The sequence below is a fragment of the Staphylococcus chromogenes genome (genome assembly GCF_029024625.1).
In the GTDB taxonomy this organism is placed as follows: Bacteria; Bacillota; Bacilli; order Staphylococcales; family Staphylococcaceae; genus Staphylococcus; species Staphylococcus chromogenes.
Genome location: NZ_CP118953.1, coordinates 126,994 through 148,027 on the forward strand (window position 1 = coordinate 126,994; position 21,034 = coordinate 148,027).

Sequence of the window (21,034 nt, forward strand, 5' to 3'; positions counted from 1 at the left end):
ATGAAACAAGATTTTAAAGCATCAAAAAACACGTATCATGGACGCATGATACGTGTTTTTTAGGCTTAGTATTCGATATTTGGTGCTTTGTTTACGTGTTGTTGGTAACGTTTTAAAGCAACAAACGCGCCACCAAGGACGCCAACTACGACTGTTAGTGTCACTAATGCTTTCATGTCGCAACGACTCCTTTTTATTCGTAATAGTTTAATTCAAGATCTTTAGACGTTTGTTTACGTGTTTTACGCATTAAAGCAGGATCATCAATTAATGATTTACCGTATGAAGGAATCATTTTTTGGATTTTCGGTTTCCATTCTGATGCCAATTCAGGGAAGTTCTTTTCAACAACTTCTAAGGCAACAGACACAGATGTTGAAGCCCCTGGTGATTCACCTAATAATGCGATAACTGTATGGTCTTGAGAGTTCACAACTTCAGTACCGAACTGAATGAAACCTCTACCGTATTCTTCAGTATCTTTAATCACTTGAACACGTTTACCCGCAGTGTATAATTGCCAATCTTCGTCACGTGCTTCAGGGTAGAACGTACGTAAGTGGTTCATACAACCTTCTTTAGTCATTAAGATTTGGTCGAATGAATACTTAATTAATGGTAAGTTTTTCGCTGCAGAAGCGAGTAACGTTAAAATATTATATGGTTTAACCGAACGGAATAAGTCTAAGTTAGAACCATTTTTCAAGAATTTAGGACCGACACTTGCGAATGGTCCGAATAATAACGTTTTTTCACCATCAATATAACGTGTGTCTAAGTGAGGCACTGTCATTGGAGGTGTACCAGGTGGTTCTTTACCATAAACTTTGACCCCGTGTTCTTCGATAACTTTAGGGTTTGTACATGTTAAGAATTGACCTGTGATTGGGAAACCACCTAAGTGTTTACTTTCAGGAATTCCAGTTTTTTGAAGTAATGGAATCGCGCCACCACCAGCACCAATAAAGATGTGGTGTGCAATTTCAGTGAAGACTTCACCGCTGTTACGGTTACGGATTTTAACTTCCCATTTTTTATCTTCACGTTGTTTGAAATCGATGACTTCGTGGTTGAATTTTACTTCAGCGTTGTCATGCGCTTCGATGTTTGCTGTCATTTTACGTGTTAATTCACCGAAGTTCACATCTGTTCCTTCATCAATTTTACTTGCGGCCATAATGTCGCTCGCATCGCGGCCTTTCATCATTAATGGCATCCATTTGCGCATTACTTCGATATCTTCTGTGTACTCAATGTTGTCAAACATTGGTGATTGTTTCATTGCTTCGTAACGATTCTTTAAGAACTTGCGGTTATTTACTCCGCGCACAAAGCTAATATGAGGTAATGGATGAATGAAGTCACGAGGGTTTGAAATATTGTTATTTTTTACTAGGAAGCCCCAGAATTGTTTTGAGATTTCAAACTCTTCGTTAATGTGTTTCGCTTTTTCAATGTCGATTGAACCATCAGGTTGTTGGACCGTGTAGTTCAATTCACAAAGTGCAGCATGACCTGTACCGGCGTTGTGGCGTTCGTTAGAACTTTCAAGACCTGGACGATCTAAGCGTTCATAAAGCTTAATGTTCCAGCTTGGTTCAAGTTCTTTAATCATAGAACTGAACGTCGTACTAAGCACACCAGCACCTACGACAATGATGTTTCTAGGTTCTGACTGATTAGACATATTTATCACCTTTCAAATTTAGTTATAACCATTAGCAAATGTTTATATTTAACCAATATATCTTAATTATATTACATTTGCTTTTATTATGGAATTGTACGGGCAAAGAAATTTAAATTTGTATGGTATAAACATGATATAGGTTGAGTAGAAAATAGAATTAGTGTAAAGAGGCCATGACTTTTTCTTCTTGTTTAATACGTTTAATTAAGAAATAAGCATACGGCAATAACAAGATCCACGTGAAAGCGGCGCTTGTTAACAACAATACACCTATCAGTTCAGGAACGATGTTTAAGAAATAGTTTGGATGTTTTGTAATTTTATATAATCCTGAATGAATAATTGGATGCTTAGGTAAAATGAAAATTTTAAGTGTCCAAATACGTCCTAACGTACGAATTACATGAAATAACACGAAATAACTGAGAATGAGTAAAATAAGACCGAAAATATTCATGTAACCTAACGTGGTATGGTTTACAAAAGCCTCGATAGCTGCCCCAACATAAATGAGAATATGTGTGAGTGCGAGTCCTTTTGAATTGGCTTGACCGTATTCTTTGGCACCTTCAGCAACTAAAGCTTTGGCGTTGTTAATCGATATGTATAAGGTATACAAACGAATAATAAAAAATGCAGCTAATAACGTTAAAATCATGATGTTTTGTCATCTCTTTCTTTATGGAATAAAAAAATGCAACCCAACGTGATAATGGTGAGAGATCTAGGTTGCCATCTACGGGTATCACGTCGGTATTGCATTGTAGTTATAGTTTAAATGGGAATGCCAAACAAAGCTATTAAATCCAGCTTAAATCTAGCTTTAATTTATGTTAATGCGTAGGCAAAATGATTGAGACTTCCACTTTAGAAAAAGATGCTATTTTACAATATCACTTTAAAAAAATGCTAGAAATTTCAAAAAACTTGTTTATGATAGGGCTAATCATAAATCCGAATGTGTAAGATTCAATAAAAGTATGGTTACCAAATCCTGAAAAAAAACACCCCCTTCAAAAGAGGGGATGCTTTTTCATTATGCATGTTTAGGCAATTGGTTGGCATTTTTTTTAATCGTTGAACGGTGTCTCCAATAGGCAATTGACAACACGCCATACCAAATCGGTGACAAGATAAAGCCGATACGTGTATTTGGTTCAATTAAAAGTAAAACTAAGATAAAGGCAAAGAATGCTAAAACAGCATAAGCGGTAAAGACACCACCTGGCAATTTAAATGTGCTCGCTTGATGCAATGCATGGTCTTTGCGGAAGTAACTAATATAAGCGACAACAATCAATGCCCAAACCACAACTGTAATGGATGTTGCGACAGAAGTAATGTACACAAATACGGTTTCCGCATTTGGAATGAGTAAGTTTAGTAATACTGTTAAAGAAATCAATGCACATGTAACAAGTAACGCGTTTCTTGGCACGCCACGACGAGATAAACGGTGCATCGCTTCAGGTGCTTGCTTTTGGTTCCCTAATGTAAAAAGGACACGGCTATTCGCAAAAATACCACTATTGGCTGAAGAAGCGGCAGCTGTTAAAACGACAAAGTTAATCAATCCAGCCGCAAAAGGAATACCCGCGAGTGCGAAGAGTCCAACAAATGGGCTGTTCGCTGGATCGATTTGATTCCAAGGCACAATCATCATAATGACCGCTAATGCGCCTACATAGAAAATGATAATACGGAGTGGCACACTATTGATTGCACGTGGTAGTGTTTTTTCAGGATCTTTTGTTTCACCTGCTGTAATACCGATAAATTCAATACCCGTAAAGGCGAAAACAGCCATTTGGAATGACGCTAAGAAACCAGCAAGTCCAAATGGGAACATCCCTTGATGACTCCACAAATTCGACACTTGAGCTGTGTTACCAGAAGGTGATTTGAAAGCTAAAAATACCATCACTGCTCCAACAACAATCAATGCTATTATAGTCACGACTTTAATAATCGCAAACCAAAATTCAAGTTCACCAAATAATTTTGTACTTGTTAAATTGAGTAGAAGTAATAATAGAATAATCGCAAAACATGTTAACCATGTCGGAATGTTAGGATTAAAATATTTGATATATTGAGATATTGCTGTCACGTCGGCCATAACTGTAATTACCCAAGACATCCAATACGACCATCCGACAATAAATCCTGCAAATGGCCCTAAGTATTCATGGGCAATTTCTGGGAAGGATTTAAATTTTGACTTAGCTAATAAAATTTCTCCCATTGCACGCATAAACATAAATAAGAAGAAACCGACAATCATATAAGTAAATAAAATCGAGGGACCTGCTTTTGAAATCGTATTCCCTGATCCAAAAAACAGTCCGGTACCGATAGCTCCGCCAATCGCTATCAACTGAATATGGCGGTTGCTCAATTCTCTTTTTAATTCATTTGTCATAAATGTTCTCTCCCATCACCTTAAAGTGAATAATACCCCTTTGATTTTTAATGCTTCCCTTTGAGTTGTTAAATGTAAAAAATCATAGCATTTTACCCCTTGCTTATTTGTATGTGAGTATTTTATACCTATTATCTGAAAATAACAACAATTCGCAAAAATGTTTTTTGATATGAAATCAAAATCGCTTTGAACAATATATAAATATAACGCGTTTTCTTTTGTGAAAGGTATAATATATAAAAGTTAAGTAAATGAAATGGGATAATGTCGCTATTGTAAGCGCTTATAAATAAAAGGAGAGATGAAAATTAACTGAGATTTTATTTGAAAGTAAAAGTTTATAAAAGATATTTATCGAACGGAATGTAAATCTGAAATAACTTTATGATAATAGTGTTTTAGAAGTAAAATTATTTAATTTTCAGCGATGAATACGTTGGTTTTATAATGGGGAGTGTAGATTAAGATGAAACATACAAGTGTTATATAAGTTAAATTTAAACTAATTTTTAAGAAAATAAGTTCGTGTTTGTATTGAAGAACGCATTAATATCCTTTAACATTATAGAAAACAACAAGGAGATTGAGACTATGAAAAGAACAGCAGAACATGTATTAACGTGGATCGGTGTCGGTTTACAAACGATTGGAATGCTAATCATTGCCTTTTTCGCATTATTTTTTGGTGCTAGTGGAGATGATTTTAAAGAAAGTTTAGTTTCAGATGGGGCCTATACACTTCAAGAAGCGAACGATGTAACAACACTATTTACCTTTATGATAACATTTGGTGTCATTGGCGGCATCATTTTACTCATCTTAGCTGTCGTGGGCGGTATCTTTATTAATAAAAATGCGAAATTAGCAGGTATTTTATTATTAATTGCGGGCGTCCTCAGTTTATTAGTTTCAATTTCAGGCGTTTTATGGCTTATTGCAGGTATCATGCTACTCGTAAGAAAGCCAGTACAAAATCGACAAAATGCGCCATATAAAAACACAGCGACACAACCATCGCCTGAAGGTTATGAGCACGTAGAAAACCATAATCCACAACGCCCTAAAGTGGACCAACACTTTGAAAATGCCGAAGCGGAACAACGTTCAAAAGACATTCAAAAAGATCCATACAAATACTAATTTTATGAAAAAGAGCCTTAGGGATAAGGTTCTTTTTTTATATAGAACAAACAAATACGTTACACTTAAATTAATACAATTTGTTATTGAAGGGGATTAAAATGGCTAAATCACTTTTTGAAGTTTTAGAATCGAAAGAACAACGCATGATTGAAATACGACGTTATCTTCACCAACATCCAGAGTTATCCTTTCATGAGGAACAAACCGCAAAGTATATTGAAGATTTTTATAAAGACAAATCGGTCAAAATCACAAAAAATGTAGGGCCACGAGGAATCAAAATTGAAATTGATTCGGGTCGTCCCGGGAAAACACTTGCGATTCGTGCCGATTTCGATGCATTACCTATTCAAGAAGAGGCAGATGTTCCTTTTCGTTCCCAAGTGGAAGGGGTTATGCATGCCTGTGGCCATGATGCCCATACCGCTTATATGTTGATACTTGCGGAAACTTTAATTGAGATGAAAGATCAATTGACGGGGAAAGTCATCGTCATTCACCAACCTGCAGAAGAAGTGCCTCCTGGAGGAGCTCAAGCAATGATTCGTGATGGTGTATTAGAGGGGGTTGATCATGTCCTCGGTGTACACGTCATGAGTCAGATGGAAGCGGGGAAAGTATTTTATCGTCCAGAATTTGCTCAAACCGGACGCGCCTTTTTTAAACTCAAAGTGAAAGGTCAAGGCGGACACGGGTCTTCACCACATACTGCGAATGATGCCATTGTGGCTGCAAGTGCTTTTGTGATGGACGTACAAACGATTGTTTCACGTCGATTAAACCCATTTGAAACGGGCGTAGTAACGATTGGATCGTTTGACGGCAAAGGGCAATTTAATGTCATTAAAGATGCCGTTGAACTTGAAGGGGACGTTCGTGCGTTAACAGATGACACAAAAGCAAAAATTGAGAAAGAAATTAAACGATTGGCCCATGGATTAGAAGAAACATTTGGTGTGACTTGTGAACTCGATTACCACGATGACTATCCGGCATTATATAACAATCCAGAGTTCACAGACTATGTCGCAAATACAATTGCTGAGACCGGTTTAGATATCGAATTAGTCGAGCCCCAACCGCCATCAGAAGATTTTGCGTATTATGCGAAAGAAAAACCGAGCGCTTTTATTTATGTCGGCGCCCAACTTGAAGAAGGAGAGGCCTATCCGCATCATCATCCAAAATTTAAAATCAGTGAGAAATCTTTATTAGTGGCCGCAAAAGCAGTTGGGGCCGTTGTGTTAGACTACTTGAAATAATTGTGTTTAAGACTGTAACGTGAAAATGTGTCACGTGAAACATCAAAAACGCTGTTCATCGTAATGACGAACAGCGTTTTTGTTTTAACATGCATTAATCATCCATGTGACCCCGAACGGATCTTGAAACATGCCATACAGTTTTGACCATTCTGTTTCACCGAGGGGCATTGTTTCTTGGCAACCTGCATCCAAAGCACGTTGATAAAACGTTGTCGCCGCTTTTACGTCCTCTTCATTATTGCCATCAAATGTAAAACAGACGTTCATGCCTTCATTATTAACGGGACGTTCACCTTGTGTGGAACTGACCATAAAGTGTTGCCCTAAAATCTTAAATTCTGCATTCATCACAAAACGTTTGGCCAACTCATCTGGCATTTTGTATTCCTCCGGTAGGTTTTTAAACATCTCGTCATCGCCCATGGTTTTCGATACGATTTCTGCGCCGAGTTTTTCTTCATAAAACGTTAAAGCTTCTAAAGCATTGCCAAAGTTGAAATAAGTTACCGCTTTAATCATGTTATCCATCCTTTTTAAATACTATGATAGCTACCTATACCCGAATTAAAAAAAACAGTGCGCGAAATTTGAAGTTAAGAATTCTATTTTTCAAGTTACGAAAAATACCCTTTTTGCAGGTAAAATTATTTATTATCTATTAGGTATTTTAGGAGTTCGAGATATCTCACTATTTTTAACGAGTTATATTGCTGTTATATTTGCCGTTGTTATAACTTATGGCTTCATGTACTGGGTGACTTCAACTATTTATTACAAAATAGTACAAACAAAATAAAAAAATCCCTCTATCTCCTCATGAGATAGGGGGATTTTTGATATCTTAGAATGTTTGACCTAATTCTTTAGCTTTAAGAATAGCAGCAGATTTGATTTCTTCGCTACGTTCTGGTGCTTTGTTGTGACCTTCAACAATAACATTTTCATAAGTTGGTACACCGAAGAATGTCATCATTGCGCGAAGGTAGCTATCACCATGTTCTAAATCTTTAGCAGGACCTTCGTTGTAATAGCCGCCACGAGATTGAATGTGAAGGGCTTTTTTATCAGTTAAAAGACCTACAGAACCTTCTGAAGTATATTTGAATGTTTTACCTGCAACAGCAACTGAGTCGATATAAGCTTTCATTACTGGAGGGAATGAAAGGTTCCACATTGGTGTGACAAATACATATTTATCAGCAGATACAAATTGATCTGAAAGTTCATTTAAACGTGAAACTTTTTTCTCTTCTTCTGAAGTTAAAGCTTCGCCATTTTGTAATTTGCCCCAACCTGAAAATACATCTCCATCAATAAATGGAATATAGTCTTTAAATAAATCGATGTGTACGATTTCATCTTCAGGGTGGTTTTCTTTATAAGATTCAATAAATGCTGTTCCAGCAGCCATTGAGTTAGAAACTAATTCATCTAATGGGTGTGCAGTAATATAAAGTAATTTTGACATCTTCAATTCGCATCCTTTTCTATTTCGTTTAATTCGTTTGATTGATTACAAATCATATTATACACAGTATACAAAATATATCAACAATTTATTTCGAATTCGTAACAAATCGGACTAATGGCCGATATGAAGAGGTGTCAAAGTACACTTTTTGAGGGGTGAGACAAAACAGAATGCCATGACGGGGAGTCATGGCGCAAGATTTGAAGTTAGACATATATTTATAGTAGTTTTTTTATTTTTTAATTAAGTAGTCGTATTTAGACGTATCTAAACCTTGAGATTTTGCTTTTTTTACAAAGTCTGATACGGAATTGAATCCTTGTAATTTTAAGTAAGCTTTTAAGTTTGCCTTAATTTTTTTGTCGGCTTTTTTATCGACGATAATTCCGACGTAATCAAGCTCATGTTCTAAGATACGTGAATCATCTTGTAAAACAATACCGTTCTGAGATTTAACTGCGGCATCAGCTTTCTCGTGTGGGACTGCGACAAATAGACCTGTTGCTAAAACTCCTGTAGTTACTGCTGTTAAAATGACTTTGTTTACATTCATTAGAATCACTCCTATTTGTTTGATGAGTTAACTATATCACGAATTTTTTTAAAATTGTTTTTATTTAATCATTCTTAAGACGATTTAAGCACCTGTTAAATGTGACGAAGTTTGATTTAATATAGTGCTGATATAGTGCATTTTGAGAGGTTCGGGTAGACTAACGGGAGAGCGCGGGAAGACTGACGCGAGGCATAACTATGTGAGCGGAAAGCACACATTAAGTTAAAAGTTTAAGTTAGAACAAAGTGATTCATTAATGTAGAAATGCATTTTGAAATGATTGAGGTGTGAAATAAAAAATTGAGATTCACTTCTATAGTGGAGGGGGAACGTTCTCAAAGTAAGATAAAAAGTGGCTAAATGCCTAGGCTTATTGCGTATAAACGACGTTTAATTCACATATTTTGACTTATCCATCGTCAACTGATATAGTATCAATGAATTTAAATTAAAAAAGGGTTGCATGCGGCAACATCCAACCCTTTATGACCGATAAACGACATTTTATAATATGCAAACCATTTAACACTGTGTTAAATGGTTATTTTTTTTGTTGTGTCATCATCAGTAAGCTCATGACGGTGAACACAATCATCAGCATTTGATAATCTGACATGACATACGACTCCTTTGTTTTATGGACTCTATAAGCATCACCCCATTTTAAAGATTTCTTACGTCATCAACCGGTCTAAATGTATACTAACACAATGCGAACGTATGTTCTACTTTTTCGCATGAAAATCTGAAACAGTTTCCGATTATCAACGACTTAAGCCATATTTTAGTACCTGATGTCAATTCTTTTTACGCTATAAGTGTATTTTCTTTGGTGACGCCCGTTCCTCTGATACCATTATTTTAGAGAGAAAGGAAGTTTAAAAATGAACAAAGCTGAATTAGTTGCACCGAAAAACTATAATATCGTTGATGAAATTGAAAAACATTCACAAAACCCACAAAAGCTCGCCTTAATTTATGAAAAAGGTTTTGATGCGCCTGAAAAAGTTACTTACACCGAGCTTATTAAACAAGCGAATCGCGTTGGCCACGTCTTAACTAAAAGTGGTTTGAAAAAAGGAGACCGCATTCTAGTCATGCTTCCACGTGCGATTGAAACTTATGAAATTTATATCGCTGCTTTAAAGTTAGGACTCACCATTATTCCGAGTTCGGAAATGTTGCGCACGAAAGATTTGCAATATCGCATTACGCATGGCAGTGTGGCTGCTGTAATTACAATGTCTGAATATATTAAAGAATTTGAACGTGTGGAAGAATATGAGACCCTGATCAAATTGCTCGCCAATGGAGAACATGAAGATTGGACGGCAATAGCATCTGAAAAAATGAAACAACCTGAAGAATTGGAAAGCGTCTCGACAACACGTGATGATTTGGCCATTTTATCATATACCTCGGGCACAACAGGGAACCCTAAAGCGGTGATGCATACGCACGGATGGGGATTTGCGCATATGCAACTTGCCCCGAAACAGTGGTTAAACATTCAAGAAGATGATCTCGTGTGGGCAACAGCAGCACCGGGATGGCAAAAATGGGTATGGAGTCCCTTTTTATCAATTATGGGTTCAGGCGCTACCGCATTTGTCTATAACGGAAAGTTCAAAGCTTCTCGCTATTTAGAATTACTCCAAGACTTTAAGATTAACGTCATATGTTGTACACCGACCGAGTATCGTATGATGGCGAAACTAAATAATTTGGATTCGTACGATTTATCACATTTACGTAGTGCAGTGTCAGCAGGGGAACCGCTGAACCGAGATGTGGTCGATAAATTTGAACAACATTTTGGGTTAACAGTACGCGATGGCTATGGACAAACAGAAAGCACATTACTCATCGGCTTTTTAGAAGATACGCCGAAACGCCCAGGTGCAATGGGAAAAGCGATACCTGGAACCGGTGTGACCATTATTGACGATGACGGAACGGAATTAGGTCCTAACGAAGAAGGCAATATTGCGGTGCCGTTAGACTTACCTGCGTTGTTTAAAGGGTATTTAAACGATGAAGCCCGTACGAAAGAAGCTCGTCTCGCAGGGTATCACATCACAGGCGACTTGGCACAAAAAGATGCAGACGGTTATTTCTGGTTTGAAGGACGTAAAGATGACATTATTATTAGCTCGGGCTATACGATTGGGCCATTTGAAGTAGAAGATGCATTAACACATCATGAAGCCGTGAAAGAATGTGCCGTTGTCGCAAGCCCGCATCCTGAACGAGGGAATATCGTCAAAGCTTTCGTTATTTTACAAGAGGGCTATGAAGCAAGTGACGCACTTATTCATGATATGCAACAGTTTGTGAAGCAAAGTGTGGCACCTTATAAATATCCACGCGCGATTGAATTTGTCGACCATTTGCCGAAAACAAATTCTGGTAAAATTCGTCGTGTGGTTTTACGCAATGAAGAAAAGAAAAAACATCAGTCAAAATAGCATTTTGAGATAAATGACTTTTAATGATGCTCAATGTCCGTGAAGCGTCTATTTTTCGTATTTAATTTATATAAAAATAGCCATCAAAATTTATCTGAGAGTAAATTTTGATGGCTTTCTCACTTTAAGTGGGTGCGCCGTCCAGATTTATAAAAAGTAAAGCGAAAAGACGCTATATATTAATGCGCACACATTGATGAGACATAAACTGATATACAATATGTAGTCATAACTTTTAAGGATACCCATGACGCAAATGATGAAGGATAGACTGCTCCAAGCACATATAAGAAACCCCAAAGTTTGAAACAACGAAGGGGCAATCAGTGTGCCCACGCTTAAACAAACGGATAGAATTGTAAATGAAAGAACGAGCCATTTATAAAATAGAGACATGATATTATAAACTCCTAAAAATGTTCCGATTCATTATATCATAATTATATTATTTCGTAACGTCTTTATGGATGCCTTCTGCTGCGCGGATGCCACTGAAAATACAGCCTCCTAAAAATGTTCCTTCTAACGCACGATAGCCATGGACGCCTCCTTTTTTAAAAGTTCTGTGGCCGCAACCAAACCACTTAATCCAGCACCAATAATATGGACGTGCTTCTGCATATCATCACCTCATTATTTATTACAATAATTATCTCATAGTTTTATAAAAGGAAAAAATGATATTGAAAAGTGTATCGAAATAAGAAGGCCATCACACCCAAGTTGACGAATGACAATAACTTTGAAAATGGGGCGAGAGAAACTGTAAAATTCGAAAAGCGTTTGATTGAAGACTGAACATGGGTAGAGTTAAAAGTTCCATTTTTAGAAAATGACAAGTTTTCAAGAAAATATACAACATAAGTGTATGCGTTTACATCAAGTGTGAATTTTGCGATAATGAAAGCATATGTAGGTATACTATTTATATTGAACATGGATACAGGAGGGTTTTTCCATGGCAAAAAATCAAGATTTGTATCAACGTTTAAACAAAGATGATGCGGTTGTATTATTAGTCGATCATCAAACTGGATTAATTTCTTCACTTGTTCGTGACTACGGTGTAGATGAATTTAAAAACAATGTCGTGGCATTGGCAGAAACGGCGAAATTCTTTGATCTTCCCGTTATTTTAACGACAAGTTTTGAAGAAGGGGCCAATGGGCCATTAATGAAAGAAATTACAGATATTTTTCCGGATGCTACTAAAATTCCAAGACCCGGTCAAATCAATGCTTGGGATAATGAAGATTTTGTGGAAGCGGTTAAGAAAACAGGTAAAAAACAAATTATCATTGCCGGCGTAGTGACAGACGTGTGTGTGGCACACCCAGCACTTTCAGCAATTAATGAAGGATTTGAAGTATTCGCAGTTGTCGATGCCTCAGGTACCGTCAGCAAACAAGTCGCAGATGCAGCGCTCATGAGAATGCAACAAGGGGGCGTACAGTTAACAAACTGGTTCAGCGTCGCAAGCGAATTACAACGTGATTGGAGAAACGATCCAGACGGTTTTGGCGCGTTACTCACAAATAACTTACCAGGATATCAAAACGTGATGGGCAGTTATCTTGCTGCACAATCACAACAAAAATAGAGAGAAAAGGGTGAGAACATTGACGTCTCACCCTTTTTTACATAAAAAAGCTGAAGTGAGAGGGGAGTCACTTCAGCTTTTATTATTTAGTTAATAGTAATACGTGAACTTGAGTCATTTTCATTTTGGTTTTTAGGCAATGTAATGTGAAGCACACCTTTATCGTAAGAAGCTTCAATATTGTCACGACGCACATCGTTAAATGAAAATTGACGTTTCACACTAGACGTATGGCGTTCACGGTGAATGATGACACCTTCATCATTTTCCTCTTTATTATCTTCACTATGACTAGCCGCAATCGTTAAAATATTGTTGTTAAAATCAACACTAATATCAGATTTGTCCATACCTGGTAATTCAGCAGACACGATATAAGCATCGTCACGTTCAGTAATATCTGTTTTAAAGTCGTTTGTATTTAATAAACCTTGTCCAAAGTCTCTAAATAAGTCACTTGGATTCATGTCAAAAATTGAATTGTTAAATGGTTTCATTTGGAATGCCATAAAGCATCGCTCCTTCATATTATCATTATTTCGTCAATATCAAGAAACTGGTTGTGATGAAGGGAGGTAACTGATGTCCTATCCCTTACAAGTCTTATTATAAGACAAAGGTCAAAATTAGTCAAGGTCAAAGTTTGATTTTAAAAATTCCCCTTAGTTTTCTATTCTAAGGGGATACAGTGGAATTCTACATCATTTCCATAAGAGTACTTATAATCAAATAGATGTTCAATATGCATAGAATTAGAGTGAGTAGCCAGCCGACAATATTTACCCATCTTGTGTTGATAAATGCGTCGCCCATTATTGTCTTATTATTTGTAGCCAAAATGAGCGGAATCATACTTAGAGGGAGGGCTAGGCTTAAGAAGACTTGAGTGAAAACTAATAAATCTTCAATTTTTTGCGCATTTGCCCCGTAAATCAATAAACAAAAAAATACGGGTAGAATGGCGAGTAATCGTGTCACTACACGGCGGACCCACGGTTGCATTTTTAAATGGATAAAACCTTCCATAACGATTTGGCCAGATAATGTACCCGTAATGGTTGAATTTTGGCCTGCCGCAAGTAAAGCGACTGCGAAAAGTGTACTTGTCACGCCACCACCAATCGCATTTGCCACGTGTGATGTTTTGAGCGCATCATACAATTCATAAAAACGTCCTAAGTCTTGGCTGGTGCCGTAGAACAATGCTGCTCCCAAAATTAACAATAAACAGTTAACAACAAAGGCGATAGACAACTGAATATTTGAGTCGATTTGCGCAAATTGAATGGCTGATTTTTTGGCGGTGTTACTTTGTCTGTCGTATTTACGGGATTGCACGATTGATGAATGTAAATAAAGGTTGTGTGGCATAATTGTTGCCCCGATAATTCCTAAAGACATGTACAAAATACCATTATGGGTAACGATCTCTTTTTGTGGAATAAACCCTTTTAAAATATCGCTCACTCCCGGTTGAGCCATATAGACTTCGAATAAAAATATTATGAGAATCGTGAAAATCAGAACGCCGACAATGGCTTCGATTTTTCTAAATCCAAATTTCATAATGAGCAATAGTAAAAATACGTCGGCAATTGTAATGACTGCGCCAACGATTAACGGAATATGGAACAATAAGTTTAAGGCAATCGTACTCCCAATGACTTCTGCAATATCTGTTGCCATAATCGCGAGTTCCGCAATTAACCAAGCGATGACAGCCATTTTTTTAGAAATCATATGACGTGTCACTTGTGCTAAATCCATACCACTTGCGATACCTAAACGTGCGCACATGGATTGTAAAAACATCGCACTTATACTCGAAATGAAAATGACGAATAATAAGATATAGCCATAACTTGCGCCACCCCCTATGGAGGTGATCCAGTTACCGGGATCCATATAACCGACTGCAACTAAAAGGCCAGGACCGATAAACTTTGATAAACGTGAGAGGTAGGACCCTTGGTCATCGAAACTGACTGTGTTGTTGATATCTTCTAAACTTTTACTCATTTTAAGCACCTCCACACAATTATTTAGGTTTACCTAACAAAGTTATTATACAATAATTTTTGAAGGTGTAAAGTGTGAGCGGTTTTGAGGTTAAGAGTAATTCTAAGTAGATTTTAAATCAATTGCTACAAAAGGTGATTGATCAATTTGCACACCTATATTGTAAACTTAATATTTAAATAGGTTTACAATTAAAGGAGTTCGTTTTAAGATGTTAAAGTGTACTTATTTTATACATATAGGTGAAAATGATGAAAATATTTATTACTGGTACAAATACAGATGTAGGTAAAACTTATGTCGTGACAAGATTATGGCAATGGTTGAATCATCGAGGGATTTCAACAGTGATTTTTAAACCTTTTCAAACTGAAGAACTGGAGGAAGGGCTTTATCCAGATCTTGAAGCCTATCGCACGTTATGCGGATTAGATTATGAACTTACAGGGCTGTATACCTTTCATGAAGCGGTGTCGCCGCATCTTGCCTTTAAGCAGGAACCACATCAACAGTTTGATTTAAATAAAGTCCTTTCTAAATTGGCGTATCTTGAAACGCAATATGATGTTGTACTCATCGAAGGCGCTGGTGGCATTGCTGTGCCGATTTATGTTGAAAATGAGACTTTTTTTATGACAACAGACTTGATAAAGGCAACGGCTGATGTTGTGTTGAGTGTCGTACCGGCAAAGCTTGGCGCAATTAGTGAAACGCTCGTGCATCAATCGTATCTAGATACACATGAATGTCCGCCGAATATCATATTAATGAATCGCTATACGGATACGGTCATCGAACAGGACAATCGGTTGACCTTGCAATCCTATTTGAAAACACCCATTGTCACCTTTCCTGAAAATGGAAAAATGACAGATATTCCAGAAACTATTTTCAACTATTTCAAGGAGGTCACTTTTCATGAAACATCAAACACTCGTTGATAAAAACTTAGAATACGTTTGGCATCCTTTCACGCAAATGGGGGTCTATCGTCAACAGGATCCCATCATTATTGAAAAAGGGAAAGGGAGCTATTTATATGATACGAAGGGGCGACGTTATCTTGATGGTTACGCATCACTTTGGGTGAATGTTCATGGGCATCACAACAAACGTTTGAATAAAGCCATTGAAAAACAATTAAAATCGATTGCGCATTCAACATTACTTGGTTCTTCCAACATTCCATCGATATTATTAGCTGAAAAGCTCGTCGATATCACGCCACGTACTTTACGCAAAGTGTTTTATTCTGATACAGGCAGTGCGGCAGTGGAAATTGCGATAAAAATGGCCTATCAATATTGGAAAAACGTCGACCCCGTCAAATATCGCAAGAAGAATAAATTTATCACGCTTAAAAATGGTTATCACGGTGACACGATAGGTTCCGTGAGTGTCGGGGGCATTGAGACGTTTCATCAAATTTTCAACGATTTGATTTTTGAAAATATTCAAGTGACTTGTCCCTCTTTTTATCATAGTACTTATGACACAGAAGAAGATTTAAAAGAAGCGGTATTAAATCAGATTGAACGTGTACTTAGAACGCTTGGTGATGAGATTGTGGGCGTCGTGATGGAACCGCTTATTCAAGGAGCGACCGGTCTCTTCGTACATCCTAAAGGGTTTCTCAAAGGGGTAGAACAATTGTGTCGTCAATATGACGTGCTCATGATTGTGGATGAAGTGGCGACAGGATTCGGTCGCACTGGGGAACTCTTTGCCTGTGAGCATGAACAAGTGGAACCGGATATTATGTGTCTTGGAAAAGCCATTACTGGCGGTTATTTACCACTCGCTGCCACAGTGACGTCTCAACGGATTTATGATGCGTTTTTAAGTGATGCACATGGGCAAAAAACGTTTTTCCATGGTCATACTTACACAGGCAATCAAGTCGTTTGTGCGTTGGCGCTCGAAAATATTCAAATGATCGAAGAAAAACATCTTATTCGTCATATTCAAAAAACGTCCAAAGTGCTGGAAAGACAATTAAGACAATTAGAAACATTGCCACACGTGGGGAATGTGCGAGGTAGAGGATTGATGTTTGCGGTTGAACTCGTCTCGGATCGTCAAAAGAAATCGCCACTCGCGATTGCGACGGTGGAGCGCATCATTGCGGAATGTAAAAAACGAGGATTGATGATTCGCAATTTAGAGCACATCATCACATTTGTGCCTGTACTGAGTATGTCCAAACGTGAAGTTAAAAAAATGACCCATATTTTCAAAAAAGTTTTAGAAGATATTTTGGGAGATTAAGATGCAGTTTCAATCATATTTAGAACAGTTGCAGGAACAAGGTCAGTATCGTCAGTTGAGGGAAGTCGAAACGGCGCGACAACAAAGGTTATATCGGGATGGACAGGCATGGATAAACTTCACCTCAAATGATTACCTTGGCCTAGGGCAGCGTTCTATAAAGATGGATGAGTTAGAGCGAGCTATTCAAAAATATGGGGCACATTTAGGAAGTTCTCGATTGGTTAGTGGGCATTCGACATTATACGCAGAGATAGAACAAGACATTAGTGAGACCTATGGATTTGAAGGGGCCCTTTTATTGGGAAGCGGTTATGAGGCGAATTTGGCCGTTTTTCATATGTTTAAAAAGCAGGATGTCGTCGTTTTTTCTGATGCATTGAATCACGCGAGTATTATTGATGGCATTCAGTTAGCACGTGTCAAAAAGGTCGTCTTTCCTCATTTAGATTATGCACGTTTAAAAATGGAAATGGCCAAATATCCTCATCAATTGAAAGTGATCGTAACGGATACAATTTTTTCAACAAATGGACATATGGCAGATCTTCATCAATTGAGACGCCTCAAATCAGAATTTCCGGGGACGCTGTTGGTTGTCGATGATGCCCATGGGTTTGGATTAGGCTACGGTACGGGTTATGAAAATATTGATATTGTCACGACAAGTTTATCAAAAGCAATGGGGGCACACGGGGGACTTATTTTATGTTCCTATGTGATTCGAGAGATGTTGATTAATACCGCACGACCCCTCATTTATTCAAATTGTTTGCCCACAATGAATCTGTTTTTAATTCAAGAGCAGTTTCGGGCTCTTCAAAACGCAGATTTTGAAAGAAGACAATTACATCAAAATATTCAGTACTTTAATGACATGAATGAAAATACAGAACACACTTTAACATCAATTAAAACGGTGACATATGAAAATGTACATACTGCCAAAGCCATGCATAGTCAGTTACTGGATTCAGGATTTTGGGTGAGTTTATTTCGACCACCGACAGTCGCAACGCCAGCGTTAAGAATGTCGTTAAGTGCATTTCATGAACAAGAAGACATTATGCGTTTACACACTATACTCAAAAAAGGAGACACCCCTCATGTATAGTATTAAAATGCGTGCTTCAGAAGATAACCAACATATCAGTGGCGCAGAGACGATTTGTGAAGCGAAGGATATTGAACAAGTCATCGCCGCATATTTTCATAAAGGCTTCCAACATGAAAATGGAGACGCTGATTTTTTAAATTTAAAAATTGAAAAAATCACTTCACCACTTGTTCAACTCCAAGCGTTACCTATTATCGAGGTACAATCACAAACTTTTAAACAACTCGCGTTAGATAGGAAAATTACTGATAAAGCAATGGAGCAAGCATGGCGGTATATTACGAACCCAACGTGTTATCGAGGAGCGATTATTCTCGATGCTACTACAGGTGAAAGGTTAGATAACTTTGGGGAGCGGGGGTGTCGTGTGACGCATTTTTGTTTCCAACACCAAAGTTCCAAATCACCTCTGAATGAACGCGTGAGAGATGCGCTTTCTATTGCCTCTATTATTCAATCGAACGAAGGGGTTGTGGGAGAGCTGTGTGTTTCTGATGATGTGAACTACACCACGGGCTATTTTGCTGATGCAAAGGGGTATCATCGCTTGCACAATGTAAAAATGAAAGGTTCTCGTGTCGGAGGACGAATCATTTTTGTGAATCAGAAATTTCAGCTAGAGTCATTTCTTTATTTTTGCCAACAACAACCCAAACGGGTGATATATTAAAGGCGTATGCGAATCATCGCACACGCCTTTTTTACATGTCTTTATATTATAAGAAAAATGTCGTAAATAGATAAGCACTAATACCTGCGAGTAAGCAGTAAAGGAGGGCAGGGCCTAAGGTTTTACGGATAACACTACCTTCTTTACCTGCCATATTTACTACCGCACACACCGCAACTACGTTATGCACACAAATCATGTTGCCGGCAGCCGCACCGATAATTTGTGCAGCAAGGACAGTAGTTGTATTCCCTTCAATCGCAGCGGCTATATTCGCTTGAACAGGAGCAAAAGTTAATGTTGAAACAGTGGCACTTCCCGTAATGAAAGAACCTAAAGCGCCGAGGAAAGGTGCCACGAAGAGCCACATTTGGCCAAACGTTGACGCCATACCATTCGCAATGTATTCTGGCATACTGATTAAGTCTTTGGTGTTAATACCAGAATTACTAAAGACGTGAACCATCGCGAGGGTCGCGATTAAAGTGATTCCTGTAATACGAATGGTTTTAATCGAATCTTTACACGCTTTCGTGAAGTTTTTCATTGATTTGCGTTGAATGAGTACCGCAAGAAAAGCTGCGACGACTAAAATCGTTCCTGGAGAATATAAGACTTCCCAACTGGAAGAAATCGATTCATAACCTAAAATGTTGTTCCATGATAAGTTGAAGACCGATGTCGTAAATGCCTTAACGGGTGCAACCACACGTGTCAATAATAGTAAAGCAACAACAATTAGGTACGGAGACCACGCTGAAAGCAAACTCATTTGATGCGTTGCTTGTGGTTTCGACTCATAAACTTCAGATAAAGCGTCTTTCCATTCATTTTTTGGCACAAGCCATCCTTTTTTAGCTGTGAACACTGCAACAATAATCGTTGTCAATGAACTTAAAATAGAAACAAATTCTGGACCTGTTAATAACGCATAAGCCAAAGCGGAAAGGACGTAGGTAACACCAATTAACAACGTCCAAGGTAAAATTTCTAAAATTGCTTTTAATTTATCACTTTTCCCAAAGAAAACAATCATTGTAATGACAATAATGCTTGGTATTAAAATACCACTTAATAAGTCAAGCATCGTAATACGAATGGCCGTTTCTGAAAACAAATGGGCATTCGCATTCTTTAAGGTACTTAAGCCAACAATAACAGGCGTGCCTACTGCGCCAAATGATACTGCAACACTATCCGCAATCAACGCGGTCGCCACACTTGTTAAGGGTTTGAACCCTAAAGCCACCATTAAAGGTGCAGTTACCATGGCAGGTGTACCAAAACCTGAAGCCCCTTCGATTAATGACCCGAATAAAAACGCCACAATAATAACTTGTACACGCATATCACCGGATACATTTTGGAAACCCGCATTGATACGATCAACGGCTGATGTTTCTCTCAATGTATTTAATAATGTGAGTGCACCAAACAATATTAAGATAATCGTTAACGTTTTATGTATCCCCTGTAAAAAAGAAGCAGCAATGACGCCAGCTTCGATGCCCCATGCAAACATTCCTAAAATCGTTACTACAACTGCACTAATCGTCATCCCAACTAAAGCAGACATACGTAGTAAGACTAAAAAGATGAATGGAACAATAACTGCACTTAATGCCACAAGCATTAACATAGTTCCCACCTCGAATTTCAATTTTTCAAACTACATTCAACACTCATCTGATGACCAGATGATAGTGATATGCAAATTGTAAGCGTTTTTCTGAATTTATTCAACTGTACACTTAAGGATTATGTAATTAAATGAAACGATTTCATAAAAAATACTTATTTTAAACTAAAGAAGGAATATCGACAGTTCAAATTCAGAAAAACAGTGTAGTTTTTCTTCTTATTTAAATATAATAATGGGCATGTTTACTTGGGGTATGCAAGCTTTTATTTAAGGGTGTGAAAACGCTTGAATTAACGAAATGAAATGATAATGATTCGAAAATATTATGATAAAAAAATATAGACACAACAAGAAATAAGATATAGAATATAGCAATCAATTGTTTATTTTTAAAATCACTTAAGCACACAACAATTAATTATTACGATTTTTAGTTCCAAACATACATAAATGACAAATTAAGTGCATTACAAGATGAGGTATCGTGCATTTGACCCATGAACAAAAAATTCAACAGTGACAAATCTCTGTAGCACAATGTTTTCATTAGTTTTCAAATATGTTCATGAGACAAATGGACAAACCAAAATTATTTTTGAATTAGTCATTTCTATTTAATGATTAAAAAAATTAACGAAACAAGACAATTTTGTTGTGAAAATCAAATAATTAGGATGCAACTTATGTGAAGCTAGAATTT

The 21,034-nt window shown here is 37.4% G+C and carries 19 protein-coding genes; 8 read left to right on the forward strand and 11 right to left on the reverse strand.

Annotated features, from left to right (window positions below; genetic code table 11):
• Positions 1–65: 65 nt before the first annotated feature.
• From PYW36_RS00620 to PYW36_RS00635, 4 genes are all read right to left on the reverse strand, one after another.
• Positions 66–176 (reverse strand): SE2200 family small protein, encoded by a 111-nt coding sequence (locus tag PYW36_RS00620; protein ID WP_069191690.1) that lies wholly within the window; start codon positions 174–176, stop codon positions 66–68.
• Between the two features lie 17 nt (positions 177–193).
• Positions 194–1,687, reverse strand: a complete 1,494-nt coding sequence (gene lqo / locus PYW36_RS00625; RefSeq protein WP_037576697.1) for an L-lactate dehydrogenase (quinone) — start codon at positions 1,685–1,687, stop codon at positions 194–196.
• Between the two features lie 160 nt (positions 1,688–1,847).
• Positions 1,848–2,348, reverse strand: coding sequence for an isoprenylcysteine carboxyl methyltransferase family protein (locus tag PYW36_RS00630; RefSeq protein WP_037576695.1), 501 nt, complete (start codon positions 2,346–2,348; stop codon positions 1,848–1,850).
• Positions 2,349–2,726: 378 nt separating this feature from the next.
• A complete protein-coding gene (locus PYW36_RS00635) occupies positions 2,727–4,112 on the reverse strand; it encodes an amino acid permease (RefSeq protein ID WP_115346982.1) in 1,386 nt (461 codons plus the stop codon).
• Positions 4,113–4,706: 594 nt separating this feature from the next.
• Between PYW36_RS00635 and PYW36_RS00640 the strand changes: the two genes are divergently transcribed.
• Together PYW36_RS00640 and PYW36_RS00645 are read left to right on the forward strand one after the other, a co-directional pair.
• Positions 4,707–5,255: a DUF4064 domain-containing protein gene (locus PYW36_RS00640; protein WP_103159545.1), complete on the forward strand. Its 549-nt coding sequence runs from the start codon at positions 4,707–4,709 to the stop codon at positions 5,253–5,255.
• Between the two features lie 101 nt (positions 5,256–5,356).
• Positions 5,357–6,520: an amidohydrolase gene (locus PYW36_RS00645; protein ID WP_103159544.1), complete on the forward strand. Its 1,164-nt coding sequence runs from the start codon at positions 5,357–5,359 to the stop codon at positions 6,518–6,520.
• Positions 6,521–6,604: 84 nt separating this feature from the next.
• On the opposite strand, the gene PYW36_RS00650 is transcribed toward PYW36_RS00645, so the two are convergent.
• From PYW36_RS00650 to spn, 3 genes are all read right to left on the reverse strand, one after another.
• On the reverse strand, positions 6,605–7,042 hold the full coding sequence (locus PYW36_RS00650) for a VOC family protein (protein ID WP_245173732.1): 438 nt from the start codon (positions 7,040–7,042) through the stop codon (positions 6,605–6,607).
• 322 nt (positions 7,043–7,364) lie between these two features.
• Positions 7,365–7,991 carry an FMN-dependent NADH-azoreductase gene (locus PYW36_RS00655; protein ID WP_037576676.1) on the reverse strand — a complete coding sequence of 209 codons (627 nt, stop codon included), beginning with the start codon at positions 7,989–7,991 and terminating at the stop codon, positions 7,365–7,367.
• Positions 7,992–8,226: 235 nt separating this feature from the next.
• The gene (gene spn, locus PYW36_RS00660; protein WP_037576673.1) at positions 8,227–8,547 is read right to left on the reverse strand and encodes an SPIN family peroxidase inhibitor; all 321 of its coding nucleotides are present in this window, start codon (positions 8,545–8,547) and stop codon (positions 8,227–8,229) included.
• Positions 8,548–9,434: 887 nt separating this feature from the next.
• On the opposite strand from spn, the gene mbcS reads away from it, so the two are divergent.
• Positions 9,435–11,018 carry an acyl-CoA synthetase MbcS gene (mbcS, locus tag PYW36_RS00665; RefSeq protein ID WP_103159543.1) on the forward strand — a complete coding sequence of 528 codons (1,584 nt, stop codon included), beginning with the start codon at positions 9,435–9,437 and terminating at the stop codon, positions 11,016–11,018.
• A gap of 522 nt (positions 11,019–11,540) precedes the next feature.
• Here mbcS and PYW36_RS11295 read toward each other — a convergent pair.
• Positions 11,541–11,639, reverse strand: a complete 99-nt coding sequence (locus PYW36_RS11295) for an NAD(P)-binding protein (protein ID WP_324837516.1) — start codon at positions 11,637–11,639, stop codon at positions 11,541–11,543.
• Between the two features lie 337 nt (positions 11,640–11,976).
• Between PYW36_RS11295 and ycaC the strand changes: the two genes are divergently transcribed.
• A complete protein-coding gene (gene ycaC, locus PYW36_RS00670) occupies positions 11,977–12,618 on the forward strand; it encodes an isochorismate family cysteine hydrolase YcaC (protein WP_037576666.1) in 642 nt (213 codons plus the stop codon).
• An 86-nt stretch (positions 12,619–12,704) separates the two neighbouring features.
• On the opposite strand, the gene PYW36_RS00675 is transcribed toward ycaC, so the two are convergent.
• On the reverse strand, positions 12,705–13,127 hold the full coding sequence (locus PYW36_RS00675) for an Hsp20/alpha crystallin family protein (RefSeq protein ID WP_037576664.1): 423 nt from the start codon (positions 13,125–13,127) through the stop codon (positions 12,705–12,707).
• A 187-nt stretch (positions 13,128–13,314) separates the two neighbouring features.
• Positions 13,315–14,637 carry an Nramp family divalent metal transporter gene (locus tag PYW36_RS00680; protein ID WP_103159542.1) on the reverse strand — a complete coding sequence of 441 codons (1,323 nt, stop codon included), beginning with the start codon at positions 14,635–14,637 and terminating at the stop codon, positions 13,315–13,317.
• Positions 14,638–14,888: 251 nt separating this feature from the next.
• Between PYW36_RS00680 and bioD the strand changes: the two genes are divergently transcribed.
• From bioD to PYW36_RS00700, 4 genes are read left to right on the forward strand one after another with little or no spacing between them, the layout of a single operon-like run.
• Positions 14,889–15,578, forward strand: a complete 690-nt coding sequence (gene bioD, locus PYW36_RS00685; RefSeq protein ID WP_103159541.1) for a dethiobiotin synthase — start codon at positions 14,889–14,891, stop codon at positions 15,576–15,578.
• Positions 15,556–16,905, forward strand: a complete 1,350-nt coding sequence (gene bioA, locus PYW36_RS00690) for an adenosylmethionine--8-amino-7-oxononanoate transaminase (protein WP_103159540.1) — start codon at positions 15,556–15,558, stop codon at positions 16,903–16,905. The genes bioD and bioA overlap by 23 nt, the downstream gene beginning before the upstream one ends.
• Position 16,906: 1 nt before the next feature.
• Positions 16,907–18,019: an aminotransferase class I/II-fold pyridoxal phosphate-dependent enzyme gene (locus PYW36_RS00695; protein WP_103159539.1), complete on the forward strand. Its 1,113-nt coding sequence runs from the start codon at positions 16,907–16,909 to the stop codon at positions 18,017–18,019.
• Entirely contained in the window at positions 18,012–18,692 is a 681-nt protein-coding gene (locus PYW36_RS00700) for a 6-carboxyhexanoate--CoA ligase (RefSeq protein ID WP_103159538.1), read from the forward strand. Before PYW36_RS00695 ends, PYW36_RS00700 begins: the two co-directional genes overlap by 8 nt.
• 46 nt (positions 18,693–18,738) lie before the next feature.
• Here the strand turns inward: PYW36_RS00700 and PYW36_RS00705 are convergent, their stop codons facing one another.
• A complete protein-coding gene (locus tag PYW36_RS00705; RefSeq protein ID WP_103159537.1) occupies positions 18,739–20,331 on the reverse strand; it encodes an L-lactate permease in 1,593 nt (530 codons plus the stop codon).
• Between the last annotated feature and the right edge of the window lie 703 nt (positions 20,332–21,034).